At 55.5% G+C, this 23050-nt stretch carries 22 protein-coding genes and 1 pseudogene; 6 read left to right on the top strand and 17 right to left on the bottom strand.

The genetic code is table 11. The annotated features are described in order from the left end of the window. Nucleotides 1–34: 34 nt before the first annotated feature. The 4 genes from HA45_RS16990 to ppiA all read right to left on the bottom strand — a co-directional run bounded on the left by HA45_RS16990 (nt 35) and on the right by ppiA (nt 2070). The gene (locus HA45_RS16990; protein WP_100701779.1) at nt 35–610 is read right to left on the bottom strand and encodes an aminodeoxychorismate synthase component II; all 576 of its coding nucleotides are present in this window, start codon (nt 608–610) and stop codon (nt 35–37) included. Between the two features lie 41 nt (nt 611–651). Further along, nucleotides 652–1245: a putative adenosine monophosphate-protein transferase Fic gene (locus HA45_RS16985; RefSeq protein WP_100701780.1), complete on the bottom strand. Its 594-nt coding sequence runs from the start codon at nt 1243–1245 to the stop codon at nt 652–654. Continuing rightward, nucleotides 1235–1399 (bottom strand): YhfG family protein, encoded by a 165-nt coding sequence (locus HA45_RS16980; RefSeq protein ID WP_100701781.1) that lies wholly within the window; start codon nt 1397–1399, stop codon nt 1235–1237. Before HA45_RS16980 ends, HA45_RS16985 begins: the two co-directional genes overlap by 11 nt. A 98-nt stretch (nt 1400–1497) precedes the next feature. Beyond that, entirely contained in the window at nt 1498–2070 is a 573-nt protein-coding gene (ppiA, locus tag HA45_RS16975) for a peptidylprolyl isomerase A (RefSeq protein WP_100701782.1), read from the bottom strand. A gap of 262 nt (nt 2071–2332) precedes the next feature. Here ppiA and tsgA point away from each other — a divergent pair, with 262 nt between their 5' ends. Beyond that, nucleotides 2333–3511 (top strand): MFS transporter TsgA, encoded by a 1179-nt coding sequence (gene tsgA, locus HA45_RS16970; protein WP_100701783.1) that lies wholly within the window; start codon nt 2333–2335, stop codon nt 3509–3511. Nucleotides 3512–3605: 94 nt separating this feature from the next. Here tsgA and HA45_RS16965 read toward each other — a convergent pair whose 3' ends face one another. Beyond that, nucleotides 3606–4889, bottom strand: a complete 1284-nt coding sequence (locus HA45_RS16965; protein ID WP_100701784.1) for a cytosine deaminase — start codon at nt 4887–4889, stop codon at nt 3606–3608. A 285-nt stretch (nt 4890–5174) separates the two neighbouring features. Here HA45_RS16965 and nirB point away from each other — a divergent pair, with 285 nt between their 5' ends. From nirB to cysG, 4 genes are read left to right on the top strand one after another with little or no spacing between them, the layout of a single operon-like run. Next, nucleotides 5175–7715, top strand: a complete 2541-nt coding sequence (nirB, locus tag HA45_RS16960; RefSeq protein WP_100701785.1) for a nitrite reductase large subunit NirB — start codon at nt 5175–5177, stop codon at nt 7713–7715. Beyond that, complete coding sequence (nirD, locus tag HA45_RS16955; protein WP_100701786.1) at nt 7712–8038, top strand: nitrite reductase small subunit NirD; 327 nt, start codon at nt 7712–7714, stop codon at nt 8036–8038. Before nirB ends, nirD begins: the two co-directional genes overlap by 4 nt. Nucleotides 8039–8068: 30 nt before the next feature. Then, on the top strand, nt 8069–8872 hold the full coding sequence (gene nirC, locus HA45_RS16950; RefSeq protein ID WP_100701787.1) for a nitrite transporter NirC: 804 nt from the start codon (nt 8069–8071) through the stop codon (nt 8870–8872). Between the two features lie 42 nt (nt 8873–8914). Beyond that, a complete protein-coding gene (cysG, locus tag HA45_RS16945) occupies nt 8915–10279 on the top strand; it encodes a siroheme synthase CysG (RefSeq protein ID WP_100701788.1) in 1365 nt (454 codons plus the stop codon). 54 nt (nt 10280–10333) lie between these two features. On the opposite strand, the gene trpS is transcribed toward cysG, so the two are convergent. From trpS to pilM, 12 genes and pseudogenes are all read right to left on the bottom strand, one after another. Further along, complete coding sequence (gene trpS / locus HA45_RS16940; RefSeq protein WP_100701789.1) at nt 10334–11338, bottom strand: tryptophan--tRNA ligase; 1005 nt, start codon at nt 11336–11338, stop codon at nt 10334–10336. A 15-nt stretch (nt 11339–11353) separates the two neighbouring features. Further along, nucleotides 11354–12031 (bottom strand): phosphoglycolate phosphatase, encoded by a 678-nt coding sequence (locus HA45_RS16935; RefSeq protein ID WP_100701790.1) that lies wholly within the window; start codon nt 12029–12031, stop codon nt 11354–11356. Next, the gene (gene rpe, locus HA45_RS16930) at nt 12015–12698 is read right to left on the bottom strand and encodes a ribulose-phosphate 3-epimerase (protein ID WP_100701791.1); all 684 of its coding nucleotides are present in this window, start codon (nt 12696–12698) and stop codon (nt 12015–12017) included. The genes HA45_RS16935 and rpe overlap by 17 nt, the downstream gene beginning before the upstream one ends. Before the next feature lie 65 nt (nt 12699–12763). Further along, nucleotides 12764–13576, bottom strand: a complete 813-nt coding sequence (gene dam, locus HA45_RS16925) for an adenine-specific DNA-methyltransferase (RefSeq protein ID WP_100701792.1) — start codon at nt 13574–13576, stop codon at nt 12764–12766. Nucleotides 13577–13672: 96 nt separating this feature from the next. Beyond that, the gene (locus tag HA45_RS16920; protein ID WP_100701793.1) at nt 13673–14713 is read right to left on the bottom strand and encodes an SPOR domain-containing protein; all 1041 of its coding nucleotides are present in this window, start codon (nt 14711–14713) and stop codon (nt 13673–13675) included. A 61-nt stretch (nt 14714–14774) separates the two neighbouring features. After that, entirely contained in the window at nt 14775–15863 is a 1089-nt protein-coding gene (gene aroB, locus HA45_RS16915; protein WP_100701794.1) for a 3-dehydroquinate synthase, read from the bottom strand. A gap of 39 nt (nt 15864–15902) precedes the next feature. Then, on the bottom strand, nt 15903–16424 hold the full coding sequence (gene aroK, locus HA45_RS16910) for a shikimate kinase AroK (protein WP_128598981.1): 522 nt from the start codon (nt 16422–16424) through the stop codon (nt 15903–15905). A gap of 481 nt (nt 16425–16905) precedes the next feature. After that, complete coding sequence (gene hofQ, locus HA45_RS16905) at nt 16906–18165, bottom strand: DNA uptake porin HofQ (RefSeq protein ID WP_100701796.1); 1260 nt, start codon at nt 18163–18165, stop codon at nt 16906–16908. Next, nucleotides 18107–18277, bottom strand: coding sequence for a DUF2531 family protein (locus tag HA45_RS28275; RefSeq protein ID WP_244563467.1), 171 nt, complete (start codon nt 18275–18277; stop codon nt 18107–18109). The genes hofQ and HA45_RS28275 overlap by 59 nt, the downstream gene beginning before the upstream one ends. Nucleotides 18278–18475: 198 nt before the next feature. After that, nucleotides 18476–18864: pseudogene (locus HA45_RS16895) on the bottom strand (HofO family protein). Nucleotides 18865–18961: 97 nt separating this feature from the next. After that, nucleotides 18962–19507 carry a PilN domain-containing protein gene (locus HA45_RS16890; protein WP_240629213.1) on the bottom strand — a complete coding sequence of 182 codons (546 nt, stop codon included), beginning with the start codon at nt 19505–19507 and terminating at the stop codon, nt 18962–18964. Continuing rightward, nucleotides 19504–20313: a type IV pilus biogenesis protein PilM gene (gene pilM / locus HA45_RS16885; protein WP_100701799.1), complete on the bottom strand. Its 810-nt coding sequence runs from the start codon at nt 20311–20313 to the stop codon at nt 19504–19506. Before pilM ends, HA45_RS16890 begins: the two co-directional genes overlap by 4 nt. A gap of 177 nt (nt 20314–20490) precedes the next feature. Here pilM and mrcA point away from each other — a divergent pair, with 177 nt between their 5' ends. Further along, on the top strand, nt 20491–23040 hold the full coding sequence (mrcA, locus tag HA45_RS16880; RefSeq protein ID WP_100701801.1) for a peptidoglycan glycosyltransferase/peptidoglycan DD-transpeptidase MrcA: 2550 nt from the start codon (nt 20491–20493) through the stop codon (nt 23038–23040). The last annotated feature ends 10 nt before the right edge of the window (nt 23041–23050 follow it).

The raw sequence follows: 23050 nt of genomic DNA, 5'->3' as shown, positions 1-23050 counted from the left end.
TATGCATAAAAAATCATACAAAGGCAAACATAAGTTACGCGCTGAGGAAATTAGCCAATAGCTGATGGCCCTGCTCGCTCAGGATACTCTCAGGGTGGAACTGCACCCCTTCCAGCGGCAAAGTGCGATGACGGAAGCCCATGATCTCATCGGGCTGGCCATCGCGCAGGCTCCAGGCCGTCACTTCGAATTCAGCGGGCAGCGTATCGCGCGCCACAATCAGGGAATGATAGCGCGTGACGGTGAGCGGATTATTCAGGTCGCGAAACACACCCCGGCTGGTGTGCTGGATAACAGAAGTTTTGCCGTGCATTACCTGACGTGCGCGCACCACCTGCGCGCCATAGGCTTGCGCAATCGCCTGATGGCCAAGGCAAACACCGAGAATCGGTAAACGACCGGCAAAATGGCGGATGGCATCCAGAGAAACACCGGACTGATCCGGCGTGCAGGGGCCGGGCGAAATCACCAGATGAGTGAGGGGCAGCGCCTCCATCTCCGCAAGAGTAATGGCATCGTTACGCACCACGCGCACATCCGCCCCCAGCTCACAGAAGTACTGGTAGAGATTCCAGGTGAAGGAGTCGTAGTTATCAATTAACAGCAGCATAATGCCCTCGGGCCAGTCAATCCGCCGCCATTCTACGCATTTTAGCGCGCTGGACTCACCACTTTTGCAAACTGCGCAGTGAGTGCCGCCAGATCGCCTGAAACCCCGGCTAAGATGGCGCTGCGCCACGTATCGCGATCCAGGTTATCCCACGACAGCAGATAACCAGCATGCAGCGCCAGCTGTTCAAAGAAAATACGTTGAGTACGGCCATTTCCCGCGCGGAACGGATGCAATACGAAGATCTCACAGTAATAATGCGCCAGCCGCGCGACAAACTCATCCTGCGTCAGGTTTGTCAGCTGTTGTTCATCTTCCAGCGCGCTCATCAGCGCATTGCCCTCTTTCTCGATGTATTCGCAGTGGCAATAGGGTGTTTCGTCACGCCAGATATCGAGGGTGCGTAGTTCACCGGCCCAGCTGTAGAGATCCTGAAACAGCGTGCGGTGAATGTGGCACAACCATGGCATGCCAGTGCTACTCGGGCCGAGTTCCAGTGTCGCCAGGCGCGCAGCGCTGAACGCCAGCTCCGCTTTACGCAGTTGTGTTTCATCATGAATATCGAGGCGATTTTTCAGCACCGTATCGTTGTGCCAGACGTAAGGGTCGCGTACCGCCAGACTGTTATCCGCCATATTGCCTCCTCAGTGACTCAAGACGATCATCATTCTGTTCGGCGGTGACATCATTGAGCACATAGCCCGCGAGACGGCAGCTAGCCTGATAACTGGCCATACGGCGCTGTTGCCACAGGGTGGCTTTTTGTTTCTCAGTGAGTTGGCGGGTCATAGGGCCTCCGGCAAACGATTTGCCCTAAGTATAAGAGCAAATTTTAGCTTTGCCGGAGAGCGGCACAACGCGCCAAAGCTGCATGGCGCGTCAGGCGATTAAGGCAGGACTTTCGCAGAGAGGATAACAATCGGTTTTGACGGCACATTTTGATACGGGCCGACATCTTTGGTTGGCACCTGAGCAATCTTATCGATCACGTCCTGGCCTTTCACAACTTTACCAAATACCGCATAGCCGAAATCACGCTGGCCGTGGTCGAGGAAGGCGTTATCCGCCACGTTGAGGAAGAACTGGCTGGTCGCGCTATCTTTATCTGCAGTACGCGCCATAGAGATGGTGCCACGCAGGTTACGCAAGCCGTTGTCAGCTTCGTTCTTGATCGGTGCCACGGTCTGCTTTTGCTGCATATCCGTGGTGAAACCGCCGCCCTGGACCATAAAACCAGGGATCACGCGATGGAAGATGGTGTTGTTATAGAAACCATTGTTGACGTAGTCGACAAAGTTTTTCACCGAAACCGGGGCTTTCTGGTTATTCAGTTCGAGTTCGATATTGCCCGCAGAGGTGGTGAGCAGCACATGAGTATCCCCTTTGGCTGCCAGAGCGGTAGCGGATACAGAAGAGAGCGCTAACAGGGCGACTGCCGCTGTCAAAGTACGTTTAAACATGAAAGATTCCTTACCATGGAGTGCAAGCTCAAAAACGAGATCGATTGTAAAGAGCAAGTTATACAAGAGCCAGCGTTTTACCGATATTTACGCTGATGTTGCAATTGTCATACTTTTTGGACCGCGCAATCATTTGCGTGATTAAAATCACACTATTAATGAAATATTTCCCGCTCGTTACACTCGTTGTTTATTAAGATCACAGTTGCATTTACAATTCATGACACTTTTTGCCAATCCCGGCGCTTCACAGGTTCAGAACATGACAAACCGTAATCGCATTGGCCTTACCTGGATCAGCTATTTCTCCTACGCGCTCACCGGCGCACTGGTGATTGTTACCGGTATGGTGCTGGACAACATTGCCCAATATTTCCAGCTGCCCATCTCAGAAATGAGCAATACCTTCACCTTCCTGAATGCCGGTATCCTGGTCGCGGTATTCCTTAACGCCTGGCTGATGGTGATTGTGCCGTTGAAACGCCAGCTGATCTTTGGCTTTGTGCTGATGATCCTTGCGGTGGCAGGTTTGATGACCAGCCATGATCTGACCATCTTCTCGCTGTGCATGTTTGTGCTCGGCGTGGTCAGCGGTATCACCATGTCGATTGGTACTTTCCTGATTACCCATCTGTACGATGGCCGTCAGCGCGGCTCACGCCTGCTGTTTACCGACTCGTTCTTCAGCATGGCCGGTACAGTTTTCCCGATTATCGCGGGTATGCTGCTGGCGCGCGCACTGCCGTGGTACTGGGTTTACGCTTGCATCGGCGTGATTTACATCGCGATCTTCGTGCTGACGCTGATGGTGGAATTCCCAGAGCTGAAAAGCGAGGCTGCAGCTCAGGGTGGCGAGAAAGAGAAATGGGGCATCGGCGTGTTGTTCCTGTCGGTTGCCGCGCTGTGCTACATCCTCGGCCAACTGGGCTTTATCTCCTGGGTACCGGAATACGCCACCAAATCGATGGGTATGGATATTGCGGCGGCTGGCCAGTTAGTCGGTAACTTCTGGACCGCGTACATGGTCGGCATGTGGGTGTTCAGCTTCCTGCTACGCTTCTTCGATCTGCAACGCATCCTGATGGTGCTGGCGGCCCTGGCCACCGGTTTGATGTACTGGTTCGTCTCCACCCATGATGCCAGCATGCTGCACTGGATCATCATGATTCTTGGCTTCAGCTCTAGCGCCATTTACACCACTATCATCACGCTGGGTTCGCTGCAAACCAAAGTCTCTTCGCCGAAGCTGGTCAACTTTATCCTGACCTGCGGCACCGTTGGCACCATGCTGACCTTCGTGGTCACCGGCCCGATTGTGGCAAGCGGTGGCGCACACGCTGCGCTCTCCACCGCCAACGGCTTGTATGCCGTGGTATTTGTGATGTGTGTGCTGCTGGGCTTTGTGACTAAACATCGCCAGCACGGCCATGTGACGCACTAACCGGAGACGTACAGGGGCGCACTGAACGTTCGCCTCTGTTGCCTGGTACAGTATCAAGAGAGTGCGCATCGATGCGCACTTTTTTATGAAGCGATTATCGCCGGAACGTCACCGCTTCCGCCTCGCCCAAATAAATTTCGCTGCTCGCCGGCTGCGTTGCCGCCACCACGGTTCCCTGACGGACCGAATAGCGCACGGGCACCTGTCTGCGCAGCGCATCAAATCCACTTTCAGCCGGCAGAATAATCAGGCTGGCATTGTCACCCACCGCCAGACCGTAATCCTTCAACTGCATGGTTTTCGCGCTGTTGGTGGTAATCAGACTCAGGCCGTTGTCGATCTGCTCGTAGCCCATCAACTGGCAGACATGCAGTCCCATATGCAGCACCTGCAGCATGCTGGCGGTGCCGAGCGGATACCACGGGTCGAACACATCATCATGGCCAAAACAGACGTTAATATCCGCTTCCAGCAACTCTTTCACCCGCGTGATGCCACGGCGTTTTGGATAGCTGTCAAAACGCCCCTGCAGGTGAATGTTCACCAGCGGATTGGCGACAAAGTTAATTTTCGACAGCTTTAACAACCGGAATAACCGCGAGGTATAAGCGTTGTTATAGGAGTGCATCGCTGTGGTGTGGCTGGCGGTGACGCGCTCGCCGTTGCCATCACGATGCGCCAATGCCGCCACGGTCTCAACAAAGCGCGACTGCTCATCATCGATCTCATCACAGTGCACATCCACCATGCGATCATAGCGGTTGGCGAGCGCGAAAGTTTTGTGCAGCGATTCTACGCCGTATTCGCGCGTGAACTCGAAATGCGGAATAGCCCCCACCACATCCGCGCCGAGGCGCAGCGCCTCTTCCAGCAAGGCTTCTCCGTTGGGATAGGAGAGAATCCCTTCCTGCGGGAATGCCACGATTTGAATGTCGATCCACGGCGCCATCTCCGCTTTCACTTCCAGCATCGCTTTTAGCGCGGTCAGTGTGGGATCGGAGACATCGACGTGGGTGCGTACATGTTGAATGCCGTTAGCAATTTGCCACTTCAGCGTCTGCTGTGCGCGCTGCTTCACATCTTCGTGACTGAGCAGCGCTTTGCGTTCGGCCCAGCGTTCAATACCTTCAAACAGCGTGCCAGATTGGTTCCAGGCGGGCTGCCCGGCGGTTTGCGTGGTGTCGAGATGAATATGCGGCTCAATAAAAGGTGCGCTCGCCAGTCCACCTTCGGCATCCAGTGTGTCACTCTGCTCCACGACTTGCGGCGGCTGCGGACGCAACGCCGCAATTTTTCCACCGCTGATTTCCATCTGCCACAAGCCCTGCTGGCCCGTTAAGCGCAGGTTGTTGATCCACTTCAGTGACCGGTTCGCCATGCCTTCCTCCTGTTTCAAAGCAACAAGTTAAGCTAGCACGAAAATCCGTCAGTCAGCCTCATAGGTTTTCGGGGTCATCATCGGCGGCCCCGAGTGACATTTCACGGTGAAATCGATAATGACCGACGCTGCACAATATCCAACCAAATAAGACACTTACCATTTTCTTTTAAAATCAGTTACATACCTCTAAATAGGTATATGGCGGTGTGCTTGATGTGCATCAATAAGCGCGTGATATAGCGCGCTATCGTGTGCGCAGATACCGCAATTTTTGAGGCAAGCATGAGCAAGCACAGTGTCGTGATTATTGGCAACGGCATGGTCGGCCACCGCTTTATAGAAGAACTGATCGACAAAGCCGAGCCCGACCAATTTGCCATTACCGTCTTTTGTGAAGAACCGCGCGTCGCCTATGACCGCGTCCACCTTTCCGCCTACTTCTCCCATCACACCGCTGAAGAACTGTCACTGGTGCGTCCCGGCTACTACGAAAAACATCAGGTGAAGCTGCTGATCGGTGAACGGGCTATCACCATCAACCGCGATGAAAAACTGATTCACTCTAATACCGGTCGCGCAGTGCATTACGACACGCTGATTTTCGCCACCGGTTCTTACCCGTGGATACCGCCGATCAAAGGTTCCGAAGGCAGCGACTGCTTTGTCTATCGCACCATCGAAGATCTCAACGCTATTGAAGCCTGCGCACGCCGTACAAAACGTGGCGCAGTGATTGGCGGCGGTCTGCTCGGCCTTGAAGCGGCAGGTGCGCTAAAAAATCTCGGCATCGAAACCCACGTTATTGAGTTTGCGCCGGGATTGATGGCAGAACAGCTGGATGTGCAAGGCGGCGATCAGTTGCGTCGCAAGATTGAGCAAATGGGCGTGACCGTGCACACCGGCAAAAACACTCAGCAAATTGTGCATCACGCCAAAGGCGGTAAGACGCTGGAATTCGCCGATGGCAGCGCGTTGGAGGTGGATTTCATCGTGTTCTCTACCGGTATTCGTCCGCAGGACAAACTGGCAAAACAGTGTGGGCTGGAAATCGGCCAGCGCGGCGGTATCACCATTGACGACCGCTGCCAAACCCGCGATCCGGCGATTTATGCGGTCGGTGAATGCGCCGCCTGGCAGAACCGGCTGTTCGGCTTAGTGGCGCCGGGCTACAAAATGGCACAGGTCGCCAGCGATGCGTTGCTGGGGCGGGACAGCGCCTTTTCCGGTGCCGACATGAGCGCCAAACTCAAGCTGCTGGGCGTGGATGTCGGTGGCATTGGCGATGCGCATGGCCGCACGCCGGGTGCGCGGAGTTACATCTGGCTCGATGAACAGAAACACATCTACAAACGCCTGATTGTCAGTGAAGACAACCGCACGCTGCTCGGCGCGGTATTAGTCGGCGATACCAGCGATTACGGCAATCTGCTGCAGCTGGCGCTGAATAATATCGCACTGCCCGAGCACCCAGAAATGCTGATTCTGCCCGCAGGCAGCGGTGAGAAACCGGTATTGGGCGTGGATGCACTGCCAGACAGCGCGCAGATTTGCTCCTGCTTTGATGTCAGTAAAGGCGATATCGTCAAAGCCGTTCAGGGCGGTTGTCACACCGTCGCAATGCTGAAAAGTGAAACCCGCGCGGGTAGCGGCTGCGGCGGATGTGTCCCGCTGATCACTCAAGTGCTTAACGCGGAGTTGAGTCGCCAGGGTATCGAAGTTAACAACCACCTGTGCGAGCACCTGCCTTATTCGCGCCAGGAGTTGTATCACCTGATTCGCGTCGAAGAGATCACATCCTTTGATGCGCTGCTGACGAAATACGGTCAGGGTTACGGCTGTGAGGTGTGCAAGCCCACGGTAGCTTCACTGCTCGCCTCGTGCTGGAACGATTATGTCCTCAAGCCGCAGCTCGCGCCGTTGCAAGACAGTAATGACCTGTTCCTCGGCAATATCCAGAAAGATGGCACTTACTCGGTGATCCCGCGCTCCGCCGGTGGCGAAATCACGCCAGAAGGTTTGATGGCCATTGGCGCCGTCGCACGTGAGTTCAATCTCTACACCAAAATCACCGGTTCACAGCGCATTGGCCTGTTCGGTGCCCAGCGCGACGATCTACCCGCCATCTGGTCCCAGCTGATTGATGCCGGGTTTGAAACCGGCCAGGCGTATGCCAAAGCGCTACGCATGGCGAAAACCTGCGTTGGCAGCAGCTGGTGCCGTTTCGGTGTGGGTGACAGCCTTGGCTTCGGCATCGAGCTGGAGAACCGCTACAAAGGCATTCGCACCCCACACAAAATGAAGTTTGGCGTTTCTGGCTGCACGCGTGAATGCGCGGAAGCGCAGGGCAAAGACGTCGGCATCATTGCCACGGAAAAGGGCTGGAACCTGTACGTGTGCGGCAACGGTGGCATGAAGCCGCGCCACGCCGATTTGCTGGCGGCGGATCTGGATCGCGACACCCTGCTCACCTACCTCGACCGCTTCATGATGTTCTATATCCGCACCGGCGATCGTGTGCAGCGCACCTCACTGTGGCTGGAAAATATGGAAGGCGGCATCGACTATCTGCGCAGCGTGATTGTTGACGACAAACTCAACCTCAACGCGCAGCTGGAAACTGAACTGGCGCGCCTGCGCGCTGAAGTTGAATGCGAATGGGCTGCGACAGTGAACGATCCCCGGCAGCAAATTCACTTCAGCACCTTTATCAATAGCGAACAGCGTGACCCGCTGGTACAACACGTTGCCCAGCGCGATCAGCATCGTCCGGCGCGTCCTGCCGAGCGCATTGCCATCAGCCAGATTGAGGAGATCGACGCATGAGCCAGTGGTATTCCGTATGTGAACTCAACCAAATCCTGCCGGCGACCGGCGTCTGTGCACTGATCAATGGCCAGCAGATTGCCATCTTCCGCCCGCGTGACGATGAGCAGCTTTACGCCTTAAGCAACATCGACCCTTTTTCCGAAGCCAGCGTGTTATCGCGCGGCCTGATTGCAGAACACCAGCACGCGCTGTGGGTGGCGAGCCCGTTGAAGAAACAGCGCTTCCGCCTGAGTGACGGCTTTTGCCTGGAGGATGCCACCCATTCTGTAGCGAGCTATGCGGTGCGCGTCAGCAATCAATGGGTCGAAGTGTTCGCCTGACCGAATTCCTTTACTTTATGAGACGTCACTATGTTTACTGACACCCTGAACACCTGCGCCAACAACGCAGCACGCATTGTGCGTACCGCGCAGCACAGCCCGCTCGCCTTCTGGATCAGCTCGGCGATGGCGGGCGCTTATGTGGGCCTCGCCATCATTCTGATATTCACCCTCGGCAATCTGGTCGATCCGGCTTACCGTCCGCTATTGATGGGAGCCACCTTTGGTATCGCCCTGACGCTGGTGATCATTGCGGGATCAGAACTGTTTACTGGTCACACCCTGTTCCTCACCGTCGGCGTTAAAGCGGGCACCATTAGCCAGGGCCAGATGTGGTGCGTGCTGCCACAAACCTGGCTGGGCAATCTGATCGGCTCTGTATTTGTCGCCCTGCTCTATTACTACGCGGCAGGTGCGATGCTGCCGAATGCCAGCGCCTTGATTCATAGCGCAGCGCTGGCGAAAACTACCCAACCGGCGATGGCGCTGTTCTTTAAAGGTGCGCTGTGTAACTGGCTGGTGTGTCTGGCGATCTGGATGGCGGTGCGCACTGAAGGCACGGCGAAGTTCATTGCCATCTGGTGGTGCCTGTTGGCGTTTATCGCTTCTGGCTACGAACACTCCGTCGCGAACATGACGGTCTTTGCACTGTCGTGGTTTGGTCAGCATAATGCCGATCTGACCTTGAGCGGCATCGGCCACAATCTGTTGTGGGTGACGCTGGGTAACATGTTCTCCGGGATGATATTGATGGGCCTGGGTTATTGGTACGCCACGCCACAGGCTCAGCGACCGCAAGTGGCGACACAAGCCACTGCGCTTAAATCTGTTTAACGTTTTGAGCCCGCAGATTGCGGGCTTTTTTGAGGATGAGCGATGGACTATTTCCCGCTGTTTTGCCGCCTGCAGGGCAAACGTTGTTTACTGGTCGGCGGCGGTGATGTAGCAGAACGCAAAGCGCGCCTGCTGCTGGATGCCGGTGCCGATTTGCACGTCGGCGCACTGGATTTCTCCCCTGTATTTCAGCAGTGGGCCGAGCAGGGAAAGTTGCACCTCATATCCGGCACCTTTGAGGAGTGCTGGCTGGAAGGCTGCTGGCTGGTGATTGCCGCCACCGATGATGACGCGGTGAATCAGCAAGTGGGCGATGCCGCAGAAGCGCGTCGCATCTTCTGCAATCTGGTAGATGCACCGCAGGAAGCCAGCGCTATCATGCCGTCGATTGTCGATCGCTCCCCGCTGATGATTGCGGTGTCATCCGGTGGCCGCGCGCCGGTGTTGGCGCGCCTGATGCGTGAGAAGCTGGAAGCGATGCTGCCACAGCATCTGGGTCAGCTGGCTTCACTCGCCGGATCGCTACGCAATCGGGTGAAGCAGACATTTGCGAGCATGGGGCAGCGCCGGGCATTTTGGGAACGCTTCTTTGCCAGCGATCGTCTGGCGCAAACGCTGGCCAATGGTGACCAGCCACGCGCCGATCATATCGTTGATAGCTTATTTGATGCGCCGCTGTCTCAGCAAGGTGAAGTGGTGCTGGTGGGCGCAGGTCCGGGGGATGCCGGATTACTGACGCTGAAAGGTTTGCAGTGTATCCAACAGGCCGATGTGGTGGTGTATGACCGCCTGGTGTCCGAACCGATTCTCAACCTGGTACGCCGCGACGCAGAACGCATCTTCGTCGGTAAACAGGCCGGTCATCACTGCGTACCGCAGTCGCAAATTAATCAGCTGCTGCTGGAACAAGCGCAGAGCGGCAAACGCGTGGTGCGGCTAAAAGGCGGCGATCCGTTTATTTTTGGCCGTGGCGGTGAGGAGCTGGAGATCCTGGCGCAGCACAACATTCCGTTCAGCGTGGTGCCGGGTATCACTGCCGCATCCGGATGTGCCGCTTACAGCGGTATTCCACTGACGCACCGCGATCACGCCCAGAGCGTGCGTTTTGTCACCGGCCATCTGCAACAGCAGGGTGAGATTGAATGGCAGAAGCTGGCGGCAGAGCAGCAAACGCTGGTGTTCTATATGGGGCTGAATCAGGCACCCGAGATCCAGCGCCAGCTGTTGCAGCACGGCATGGATGCGGCGATGCCGGTGGCGATTGTGCAAAACGGCACCACACCCGATCAACGCGTCGAAACCGCGACGCTGGCTGAACTCAGTTCGCTGGCACAGCAGTTTGCCAGTCCAGCGCTGATTATCGTCGGGCGCGTGGTTAGCCTGCGCCATCAGTTACGCTGGTTTTAAACATAAAAAAACGGCGAGTCATGACAACTCGCCGTTCTTAGGTCAGACAGCTGATTAAGGCTGAGCCACAAAGCCCACCGCTTCATAGACTTTCTTCAGCGTTTCCTGCGCCTGCGCACGCGCTTTGGTGGCACCTTCACGCATGACCTGATTAAGGAACGCTTCGTCGTTACGGAATCGATGATAACGCTCCTGCAGCTCAGTCAGCATGCCGGAAACCGCTTCCGCCACTTCGCCTTTCAGGTGGCCATACATCTTGCCTTCGAACTCCTGCTCCAGCTGCGGAATCGACTTACCGGTGACACCAGACAGGATATCCAGCAGGTTAGAGACACCGGCTTTTTCTTTCACGTCGTAACGCACCACTGGCGGCTCGGCGGAATCGGTGACCGCGCGTTTGATCTTCTTCACTACCGCTTTGGTGTCTTCCAGCAGGCCGATCACGTTGTTGCGATTGTCATCCGACTTCGACATCTTCTTGGTCGGCTCCAGCAGCGACATCACGCGTGCGCCTGACTTTGGAATAAACGGCTCAGGGATTTTGAACACATCGCCATACAGCGCGTTGAAACGGCCAGCGATATCGCGGCTCAGTTCCAGGTGCTGCTTCTGATCTTCGCCCACCGGTACCTGATTGGTCTGATACAGCAGAATATCGGCCGCCATCAGCACCGGGTAATCGAACAAGCCAGCGGTGATGTTCTCAGAATAACGCGCGGACTTATCCTTGAACTGCGTCATACGGCTCAGCTCACCAAAATAGGTGTAGCAGTTCAGCACCCAGCTCAGCTGCGCGTGCTCTGGCACATGCGACTGAACAAAGATGGTGCTTTTTGCCGGATCGATACCGCAGGCAAGGTACAACGCTAAGGTATCCAGCGTGGCTTTGCGCAGCGCAACAGGATCCTGACGAACGGTGATGGCGTGCAGATCGACGATGCAGTAAATGCAGTGGAAATCATCCTGCATCTGCACCCACTGACGCAGCGCACCCATATAGTTGCCAATGGTCAGTTCACCGGAAGGCTGGGCGCCGCTGAAAACGATGGGTTTGCTCATGTTATATCCTGATAATTACAGCCCGAGAGCGGGCAAAAGTTCGCTAAAAGTATCGAGAGTTAAATCGGGTTGGCTGGCGGCAATTGGCTCGCCATAGTTGTAGCCGAAAGTCATACCGATATTCGGCACGCCTGCGGCCTGAGCCGCATGAATATCATTACGAGAATCGCCTACAAACAATAATTCTTTCTGCAGCACGCCAAAGTGACCCAGAACAAGGAAGATCGCCGCCGGGTGGGGCTTTTTCACCACCACATCATCACCGCCAATAATCAGCGTGAAGAAATCGGCAATGCCCAGCGATTGCAGCAGAGGTGCGACAAACGGCGTCGGCTTGTTAGTGACAATCGCCATCGGCAAGCCTTTGGCGTGCAGCGCGGCTAGCGTCTCAATGACCTGCGGGAACAGCGTACTGCCCGCTTCCACCGTTTCGGCGTAGTACTTATCAAACAGCGTGCGCGCATCGCGTTGTTCTTCGGCGTGCGGCTCGCGACCTAATGCCCAGGTCAGCGCACGCGCCATCATCACATCCGCGCCGTTGCCAATCCAAGTGGAGGCCAGCGCCAGGCCCGGAGGCGGCAGCTGTAAATCGCCTAAAGCATGATCGATCGCCTGCGCCAGACCCGGTGCGCTGTCAACCAACGTGCCATCGAGATCAAACGCCAGCGCACGAATATCAGTGAAATGAGCCATTAACTTTCTCCAGTTCGCCGCGCATTTCGTCGATCACTTTTTTGTAATCCGGATGGCCGAAAATTGCCGAGCCCGCGACAAACATATCCGCGCCCGCTGCCGCAATCTGACCAATGTTGTCGATCTTCACGCCACCGTCCACTTCCAGGCGGATGCTGTAACCGCTCTGATCGATCAAACGACGTGCCTGACGCAGTTTGTCCAGCGTGCCGGGAATAAAGGATTGACCACCGAATCCAGGGTTCACTGACATCAGCAGAATGATATCCAGCTTGTCCATCACGTAGTCGAGGTAATCCAGTGGCGTGGCCGGATTGAACACCAGGCCCGCTTTACAGCCGTGCTCTTTAATCAGTTGCAACGTGCGATCAACGTGCTCACTGGCTTCAGGATGGAAGGTAATGAAGGTCGCGCCCGCTTTGGCGAACTCGGGGATCAGCGCATCGACCGGTTTAACCATCAGATGCACATCAATCGGCGCAGTGATGCCGTAATCACGTAAGGCTTTCAGCACCATCGGACCCATAGTCAGATTGGGAACATAGTGGTTATCCATCACGTCGAAATGAACCACATCACCCCCTGCCGCCAGCGCTTTGGCGGTATCTTCGCCCAGGCGAGCAAAGTCAGCAGCAAGGATTGAAGGGGCCAGTAAAAATTGTTTCATCCGATTCTCCCAATTTTGTGCGCCAGCCGAAGCTGGCGTAATGCGTTGGTCGCGGACGAAACAGGCTAGCGGAAAAGCGCCAGCAGTTCGTCTACCTGAGTGCGACCACTTATGCTTCGGCTGATGGAACGCCGGGCTTTGACTACGTGTAAAACCGCATTCTGATACCACTCACGCGTGAGTAACGTGTCGTGGTTGGAAATCAGCACCGGTATGCTGTTTTCATACGCCAGCTTATTGGCCAGCTCTGCCAAATGTTGCTGCTCGCGCAGGCTAAAACTGTTGGTGTGGTAAGCGGTAAAGTTCGCCGTCGCCGAAAGCGGCGCATAGGGCGGATCGCAATAAACCACTGAGCCTGCAGGGGCGTTGTTCAGAGTAACATCGTACGATTCACAGACAAAGGTCGCTTTTTGCGCCCGTTCGGCAAACCACAACAGCTCTGCTTCCGGGAAGTAAGGTTTGCGATAACGGCCAAAAGGCACATTAAACTCACCGCGCAGGTTGTAGCGGCACAAACCGTTGTAACCATGGCGATTGAGATAGAGAAACAGCAGTGCGCGCTGATATTCATCTTTACTGGCATTAAATGCCAGCCGTTGCGCGTAGTAGGTCTCTGCGATGTTACCTTCAGGCGTGAACAGCTGCCGCGCGTCTTCAATGAATTCGGCGGTGCGGTTTTTGACGATGTTGTAGAGATTAATCAGGTCACCGTTGATGTCCGCCAGGTGATAGCGATCATAATCGGTGTTGAGGAATACGGAACCGGCACCCACAAAAGGTTCGATTAAACAGTCACCTTGTGGCAAATGACGACGGATATCGTCAAGCAGTGGGTATTTCCCTCCGGCCCATTTAAGGAAAGCGCGATTTTTCTTCATGCTGTCGTGGTTATTACATCTTAATTATTGGCTGTGGTGGAACCGACAGCAGCTCTGCGCTTTAAACGGGGCCGCGTGACGGCGGCCCCACATCAATTACTGACTTTCTTTCTTCACCTGACTCAACGGTTTTACCCACGGATTCGCCGCGCGTACTTCAGCAGGCAATGACGCCACTGCACGCTTGGCATCGGCTGGCGTGGCATATGCACCACTGACCAACACGTACCACGGCTGACCGTTACGCGTGGTTTTATACACGTGATAACCGCTCAGATTTTGTTTCTTCGCCCAGGCATTCAGGCTCTCTTCTTTCGACGCACCGCTCAGCTGCAGCGTGTAGCTGCCACCGCCTGGCAATGACGTGCTGCTACCGCCGCTAGCCGGCGGATTATGCGCCGCGGTGGTATGCGTTTTATTCTCTTTCGCCACGGCGGCCGGTTTGGTGGTAGCCGGCGTTTTATGCGTAGTGGCGTTGCTGTGCGTCTCACGCGTACCGTTGTTGCTGGTACGTGCTGGTGTTTCAGAACGCATCGCAGGCGGCGTTATCGCCTTGCCATTGCCGCTGACGGTGGCGGGTGCGGTGGGCAATGAACTGTTGCCTTGTGCACCCTGCGCCGCACTATCAACCTGGCCTTGCTGGTTGCTCAGCGCGCTGTTGAGGTCGCCCGGCAGCGTCACACGTTGCTGATTGGCTGGCGTATCGACAGGTGCAGCTTGCGTCGGCGTTGAAGATACCGCTGGCATCGAAATCGCGTTGGAGTCGCTGCCTGCTGGTGAGGATGATGCAGCTGGCGTCTGTGGTGCACTTCCTTCAGCTGAAGGCGCGGCGTTTTGCTGGCCACTCATGGACGTCGAGCCAGAAAGGTCGATGTTCTTTTCACTGCCAGCGGAAGTCGGCGCCACGCTGCCATTGGTGGCCGTTGGCGCTGCGGGTTTCTTCTCATCCGGACCGGTTAATGCCGAACCAATACCCAGCACCACCAGCAATAGAACCAGGATCCCGATTCCCATCATCATATGCTGACGAGATACCGGTACCTTCGCTTTCGGCGCAGAAGACGTTTTGCGAGGCCGCGTGGGTCGGCGGTCACTGGCATCAGGTTTTAACTCGTCTTCCGGTTTGAACTCATCCATCTAGCCTCCTCCGTAAAACGGCACGCTTCCCACGCACCGCATCACCACTCACTGCTTAAATTCAGGGTTTCTGGCAATCGTTAATTGCTGCCAGCACCATATCATGAGCAACACCTGCGCGCACTTCAGAGCGGCCAATTGCGAGAGGCAGCACCAAACGCATTTCACCTGCCAGCACTTTTTTATCGCGCATCATGTGCGGAAGATAGGCTTCAGCCGGCATGCTTGATGGACCGTGCACCGGCAAACCGGCACGCAAAAACAGCGCGATGATGCGATCGGTATCCGTTGACGAGAACTGACCCAGCCGTTCGGCTGTGCGTGCTGCCATAACCATACCTGCCGCAATCGCTTCGCCGTGCAACCAGTTGCCGTAGCCCATGTGCGCTTCAATCGCATGACCAAAAGTATGGCCCAAATTAAGCAGCGCACGCTGACCGTTTTCACGTTCATCGGCGGCAACCACTTCAGCTTTAAGTTCGCAACAACGACGGATGCAGTAAGCCAGGGCTTTCTGATCCAGTGCCAACAGAGCATCAAGATTCTGCTCCAGCCACTGGAAGAATTCCCCATCAAGAATAATGCCGTATTTGATCACTTCCGCCAGACCGGACGACAATTCACGTGCCGGTAGCGTCGCCAGGCAATCGGTATCTACCACCACAGATGCAGGCTGGTAGAAGGCACCAATCATGTTTTTGCCCAACGGATGGTTGACGGCCGTTTTGCCGCCCACCGAAGAATCGACCTGAGAGAGCAATGTTGTTGGTACCTGGATAAAACGCACACCACGTTGATAGCTCGCGGCGGCAAATCCAGTAAGATCACCAATAACACCACCGCCGAGCGCAATCAGCGTGGTATCACGACCGTGCGGTTTCTGCAGTAATGCGGTGAAGACCTCGTCCATCACGGCCAGCGTCTTGTACTTTTCGCCATCCGGCAAAATCACCTGATCCACCTTCACGCCCGCCTGCTTAAGCCGTGCTGACAGCGCGTCGAGATAGATCGGAGCAAGCGTCTCATTGGTCACCAGCATGGCGTTGTCGCCTGCTTTTAGCGGCCAAAAAGAAGCCGGATCGTGAAACAGTCCGGCAGCGATGGTGATGGGGTAACTACGATCCCCGAGTGAGACAGTGATCTTCTCCATGATGACCGATACCTATTGCTGAGCCCTCAGGGCGCTGGATTAATTTTTTTCCAGCATGTTGATGATCTGATTGGCGACAACTTTTGCACTTTGATCGTCAGTGCGAATGGTGACGTCAGCGATCTCTTCATAAAGTGGATTACGTTCGCCAGCTAAAGCTTCCAGTACTTCGCGCGGCGGCTCTTCAACCTGCAACAGCGGGCGCTTTTTATCACGCTGCGTACGAGCAAGTTGCTTTTCGATGGTGGTTTCAAGATAAACGACCACGCCGCGGGCGGAGAGACGATTGCGGGTTTCACGGGATTTGACAGAACCTCCACCTGTCGCCAGGACAATGCCTTGCTTCTCGGTGAGTTCATTAATGATCTTTTCTTCACGATCGCGGAAACCGGCTTCGCCTTCCACATCAAATACCCAGCCTACATCCGCTCCGGTACGTCGCTCAATTTCCTGATCGGAATCGAAAAATTCCATATTGAGTTGCTGAGCTAACTGACGACCAATAGTGCTTTTGCCGGCACCCATCGGCCCAACCAGAAAGATATTGCGTTTCTCTGCCATTTTATCGGTATTACTAAGAATTCGTTGATGATACCCGCGTTCAGCATAGTGCTGGCGGGACAGGAACTGAGACCTCATGAGCATTAACAAGAGTCAGATGGAAAATTATCTCAACACTCATGGCCGTTTGGCAACCGAATAAATTGCCTCCGGCGACCTATTAACAGGACCGGTCTGTGGTTCGCGAGACGGTAACGCCCCTCCTGTTTTCCCTCACACATCAAGCTACAAGCGCGCTGGCTGTGTTTTCGTGTCCCTGAAACTTACCAATATAAGCTTAGGAATTAACGTTTTCACCGCCGTGCATTAACTCGATTTATTTAGGGAAAATATATTCTGACGCCAGTATCGCTTGTGACTGACGCCCATCGGAAGGTTATCCTGCCGCGTTCCGCTACACCGTTTTAAAAATCGCTAAACCTTGTAAGCTAATTCCTGCCCTGCGTCAACGCAGATGGCAAATCAGAGTGAATTTTCCGCTTTATCCGGCTGTAAGCGCTGCTTCCCTGACCAGTCTGGGGGTAATAAAGATCACCAGCTCCTTCTTTTTGTGTTCTTGCGTTTGCTGACGGAACAGACTGCCCAGTAAAGGCACTTCACCCAGCCAGGGCACGCGTTTTTCCGCCTGCATCCGCTGCTGCTGGAAAATACCGCCCAGCGCCAGCGTTTCGCCATCACGCAACGTTACCTGCGTTTCAATTTCTTGCTTATCAATACTCAATACGCGGCTTTCACCCACATTCAGGCTGCGACCCGGCATATTCTGGCTTAGCCGCAGTTTTAACTGAATACGACCATTGCCCAGCACCACCGGCGTCACTTCCATCCCCAATACCGCCTCTTTGAACTCAATCGCCGTTGCACCGCTACTGCCTGATTTCACCTCATAGGGAATCTCGGTGCCCTGCTTGATGGAGGCGGTTTGCTGATGGGAGGTAAAGAGACGTGGGCTGGCGATGATTTCGATATGGTTTTCCTTCTCCAGCGCGCTGAGTTCAAGATTAAGCAGCTCACCGCTCACCTGTCCCAGCGTCACACCGGCACGCAGAGCAGGATTATCCACGGCCAGCGGAATCGCCAGCAGGGGATTACGCAGCGCCGCCGTCACCGTTTGCGCCGGAGATGTACTCCAGTTCACCCCGAGTTCGCGCAGATGCTCTTCATGGATGGTGATGATGTGCGCCGAGAGTTCAACTTGCTCAAGCGGCATATCCAGTGCTTGTAGCCAGCGCGCAGCGTCACGCAGCGCTTGGGCGGTGTCACGGATTAATAAGCTATTGGTGCGGCTATCCACCGTTACGCTACCGCGCGGGGTAAGCAGCGAGCGCTCAGCCTGCAAACTACGAAAGACATCGCTGGCATTGGCGTAATGCAGCGTGATTGACTGCTGCTCCAGAGGGACCTGCTGCTGTTTTTCCTCGCGCTCCGCGTTGGCCTGCTGGACCTGCTGCTGCTGCCAGCTCTCCGGATAGACCAGCAGCACGCCCTCCTCCTGCACCACCGTGAGTTTTGCCAATCGAGTGACCAGCGCCAGTGCACGATCAAATCCCACATCATCAAGGCGCAATGATAATCGTCCTTCAACACCGGGCGCGATCAGCAGGTTAGTTTGTTGATAATCTGCCAGCGCCTGCAAAATACGTTCGACCGGCGCATCATCAAATACCAGGCTCAAACGATCTTCATTTGCCTGTACTGACAGACTCAGACTGAGACACAACATTAGGGCCATCCATTTCATAATATCCTCCTTTTATTAACCAGGTAATTTGCTGTGGCGAACAACTTTGTGCGGCACGTAATAGGAGGCGGTTTGAGGTCAGCTCCGCAATATGCCAGTCGGTTTGGGGCAACGTTTCCTGCGCAGTGAGCCGATGGCTTTTCCATGAGGGGAAACCAGCCAGGCAACAGAATGGGTTGATGTGCCAATAATGCCCTGTAATCGCCAGCCATCAGGCTTAGCGACCTGCGAATGACATCGCACCTCCGAAAGAGGTTGAAAAGGATCGCGTGCCAGCGCGATGCCGCTGTACAGCAATAACAACCATGCTCTACTCCGCATCTTCATCCTCCAGCCACAGCTGAGCCCTCAATTCGCCCTGCTCGGCACGCAGTTCAAATCGAAGTGGCACCGCCAGGTGAGTCATCGCCAGCTCAGTGAACAGCGGGAGAAATTGCCCCAGCCAAGGCGTAGCTGTAACTGCTGTGGCTGAGTGTCCGGCAGCCAGCTTTCCAGTTGATTGCCGCGTGCGGTAATCAGGGCTTCGAGCGTAGATTGCCCAATGATTTCTGCCGCAGGTTGCTGCAAATGGGCAATTTCCTGCTCCAGCACGCTGATGGTGGGGCGTGCCGCCAGCTGCTGCTGGCGCTGACGAACCTGTTGGGCCCTCTCTTCCTGCTGTCGCAGCAGAAGATCGAGCGCCCGTTGCTGCGGGCGCATTAACATCATCCACGCCAACATCATTAGCAGCAGAGCCACCGCCAGCAGGGTTGCGAGGCGCCAGCGGAGTGATAATGTCAGCCAACGCTGCAGTGCATCACTCACCCACGTTCTCCCGTACCCGCGCGCGTAGGGTGAACCGATAATGCCCATCGCCCTGACGCTGCACGCTGCCCGGCTTCACTCTGGCAAACAGCGGTTGCATCAGCAGCTGCTGGCGAAAATGCTGCACGGCCAACATGCTTTGCGCCTGACCTTCCAGCAGCAGAATGCCCTGACGCCGCTCCACGCGATGAAGCCACAGCGTGTCCGGCAGCAGTGTCGGCAACTGCTGCCAAAAATGCTGCCAGCGCTGATGCTCATCCTTTTGTTGCTGGCGGATAAGCTGCGCCTGCAACAGGCCATCGCGTTGCTGTAGCAGCGATTGCTGTAACGCCAGTTGTTGGCGCAGGGCGTCATGCTGCTGGCTGATTTCCGCCAATGCTTGCTGTTGTTGACGCAATACTCCGCTTCCACGCCACCACAACGCCAGCACCATGAATCCGGTGAGCAACAATGTGCATCCCAGCAAGGTAAAACTTTGCTGGCGGCGACGTTGCCGCCGCTGCATGCGCCAGGGCAGTAAATTGACCGCCAGCATCATGCATCATCCGGACGCAGCGCTAAGCCCAGGGCAATAGCAAAGTCCCCCTCATGCGCTGGTAGCGGAGGTTGTCTGTAGTGCAGGAGTGACAAGGGCTTGCAGTGCGACACACTCTGTTCAGTCAGCATGTCGGATGCGGTGCAAAAAATGGCTGACGCCTGCGGGAAGGTATCGCGCAGTTGCGCCAGCGTGAGCGGTTCTGTCGCAGCACCTGACGTGATTTGTTCGCCCGCCAGTGTCCATAACCAATGATCGCTCAGAGGGTGAATCAACAGTTGGTCGCGGTGAAGCGGCAGGCGCATGGCGATCTGCGTTAGCGCAAGGCTGCTGAGTTCAAACACATCGGGGCGCAGACCAGACTGTTTTAAAGGCGTCAGCCACTGCGCAATCACCTCACGACGCGCGGCGGTAATACACAGCTGTGACGCATCGCGTGCCGAGCGGTAATCAATTGACAGGGTCGCGGGCTCAACCGGAAACAGACGCTGCGCTGAAGACGCGACGTAACGGCTCATCGCCGGTTCACTCAGTGAGGTGTCAGGCAGGGGCAAGGTTCGCTGCAATACCAGCTGCGGCGGTAAACCTACACGCAGCGAATAGCGCTTGGGCAGATGACGTTGCCAGCGCGTCAACATCTCCTGTAACAGTGGTGTGGTTTGCAACACGCCGTTGCGTAACGTATCGTGCGGCAGCGGTTGTTGCCACCAATGGCGCAACTGCCAACCATGACGTCGACGCTCAATGCCCAGCGCGCAGAGTTGCCCGTTTTGGATGTCCAATCCGATTTGCCAGCGTTGAAAAGCCATGTACGCGATCTCCTTATCTTTAAAGGGAAAAAAGACGTTTACCCAGGAGACTTCATCAGGCAGCCTTCGCGGCTACCACTTGAAGTATGACGGGTATATCAAAGCGTCAGGCTTGCCTTTATACTACCGCGCGATTGTTTATAAACTGCCCAAACGACAACAGATGGGAATTCTCAGGTGAAGTTCGTAAAGTATTTATTGATTCTTACAGTGTGTTGCATTCTGCTGGGAGCAGGCACGGTTTATGGTTTGTACAAATACATAGAGCCGCAGCTGCCCGATGTGAACACGCTGAAAGACGTGCGTTTGCAAACCCCGATGCAGGTTTATAGCGCGGATGGCGAACTGATCGCCCAGTATGGTGAGAAGCGCCGTGTGCCGCTCACCTTGCAACAGATGCCGCCTGAGCTGATCAAAGCGTTCATTGCAACCGAAGACAGCCGTTTCTATGAGCACCATGGTGTTGATCCGGTGGGGATTTTCCGTGCCGCCAGCGTTGCGCTGGTCTCCGGCCATGCTTCGCAGGGTGCCAGTACCATCACCCAGCAGCTGGCGCGTAATTTCTTCCTCAGCCCTGAACGCACGCTGATGCGTAAAATCAAGGAAGCGTTCCTCGCGATTCGCATTGAACAGCTGCTGACCAAGGATGAAATCCTCGAGCTGTATCTCAACAAAATCTATCTTGGCTATCGTGCTTACGGTGTCGGTGCTGCAGCACAGGTCTATTTTGGTAAGCCGGTTGATCAGCTATCGCTGAGTGAGATGGCGATGATTGCCGGTCTGCCAAAAGCACCGTCAACCTTTAACCCGCTTTATTCGCATACCCGTGCGCTGTCACGCCGTAATGTGGTACTGGCGCGTATGCTCGACCAGAACTACATCACGCAGCAGCAATACACTGACGCGCGAAATACGCCGCTGGTCGCGACCTATCACGGCCCTGAAATTGCTTTCTCCGCCCCCTATCTGAGTGAAATGGTGCGTCAGGAGATGGTGAAGCGCTATGGCGATGCCGCTTACGATGATGGCTACAAGGTGTATACCACCGTCACCCGTCATCTGCAGGAAGCCGCACAGCAAGCCGTTCGCAATAACGTGATGGCTTATGACATGCGCCATGGCTACCGCGGACCCACTAACGTGTTGTGGAAAGTGGGCGAAGCAAGCTGGGATACAAACCGCATTCAAAAGGCGCTGAAAGATCTGCCGACATACGGCCCGTTGAACGCTGCTGTGGTGACGAATGCCTCCGCCGATGAAGCCACCGCGATGTTGAAAGATGGCAGTAGCGTGTCGCTGAGTCTGGCAGGGGTTCGCTGGGCGCGTCCGTACAAATCTGACACCTTGCAGGGCCCAACGCCACGCAGCGTGACTCAGGTACTGCAGACTGGCCAGCAGATTTGGGTACGTAAAGTGGATAATGGCTGGTGGCTGGGACAAGTGCCGCTGGTCAACTCCGCGCTGGTGTCACTTAATCCGCAAGATGGTGCAGTGCGTGCTCTGGTGGGCGGTTTCGACTTCAACCAAAGCATGTTTAACCGCGCCACTCAGGCAGTACGCCAGGTCGGTTCAAACATCAAACCGTTCCTGTATACCGCCGCCATGGACCGTGGTCTGACGCTGGCTTCAATCCTGAATGACGTGCCGATTTCACGTTGGGATGCCGGCGCAGGCGCTGACTGGCGTCCGAAGAACTCACCGCCAACTTATGCCGGCCCTATTCGCCTGCGTCAGGGGTTGGGTGAGTCGAAAAACGTGGTGATGGTACGTGCCATGCGCGCGATGGGTGTGGATTACGCCGCCGAGTATTTGCAGCGCTTTGGCTTCCCGGCGCAAAACATCATCCACACCGAGTCACTGGCGCTGGGTGCGGCTTCGTTCACCCCGATGCAAATGGCGCGTGGTTATGCGGTGATGGCCAACGGTGGCTTCCTGGTCGATCCTTACTTCATTACCAAGATTGAAAATGAGCAAGGTGGCGTGGTGTTTGAAGAGAAGCCGAAGATTGCCTGCCCGCAGTGTAATTTACCGGTGATCTACGGCGATACTAAAAAGTCTCTGGCGTTGAACGAAGAGAGCGTGGAAAACGTCGCCACGTCCGATCAATCGCAAAATCAAACCGTACCACAGCCGGAGCTGGAGCAAGTTCCTGCCCAGCCGCAACCGGCAGGCGATCAGCAATATGCGCCACACGTGATCAATACCCCGCTGTCGTTCCTGATCAAAAGCGCGCTGAACTCTAACGTGTTTGGTGAGCCAGGCTGGATGGGCACAGGCTGGCGTGCAGGGCGCGATCTGAAGCGCAACGATATCGGCGGAAAAACCGGTACCACCAACAGCTCAAAAGATGCGTGGTTCTCTGGCTACGGCCCAGGTGCAGTCACCTCGGTGTGGATAGGTTTCGATGACTCACGCGCGCTGGGACGCTCAACGATGTCAGGTGCGATTGCGGATCAGATTTCTGGCTATGAAGGCGGCGCGAAGAGTGCGCAACCCGCATGGGATGATTACATGAAATCCGCATTGGATGGCGTGCCGGTTCAGCCGCTGACGCCACCGGATGGCGTGGTCACCGTCACCATCGATCGCAGCACCGGTAAATTGGCTAACGGTGGCGGGAATACCCGTCAGGAGTACTTCATTAACGGCACCCAGCCAACGGAGTATTCGGTGCATGATGTGGGCACCACACTCATGGACAACGGCCAAAGCCACGAACTGTTCTGATCAAAAAAGC

Source organism: Pantoea rodasii, from assembly GCF_002095465.1.
GTDB classification, from domain to species: Bacteria; Pseudomonadota; Gammaproteobacteria; order Enterobacterales; family Enterobacteriaceae; genus Pantoea; species Pantoea rodasii.
Note: the sequence above shows the minus strand (reverse complement) of the source record. Positions and strands in the feature narration are given on the sequence as shown.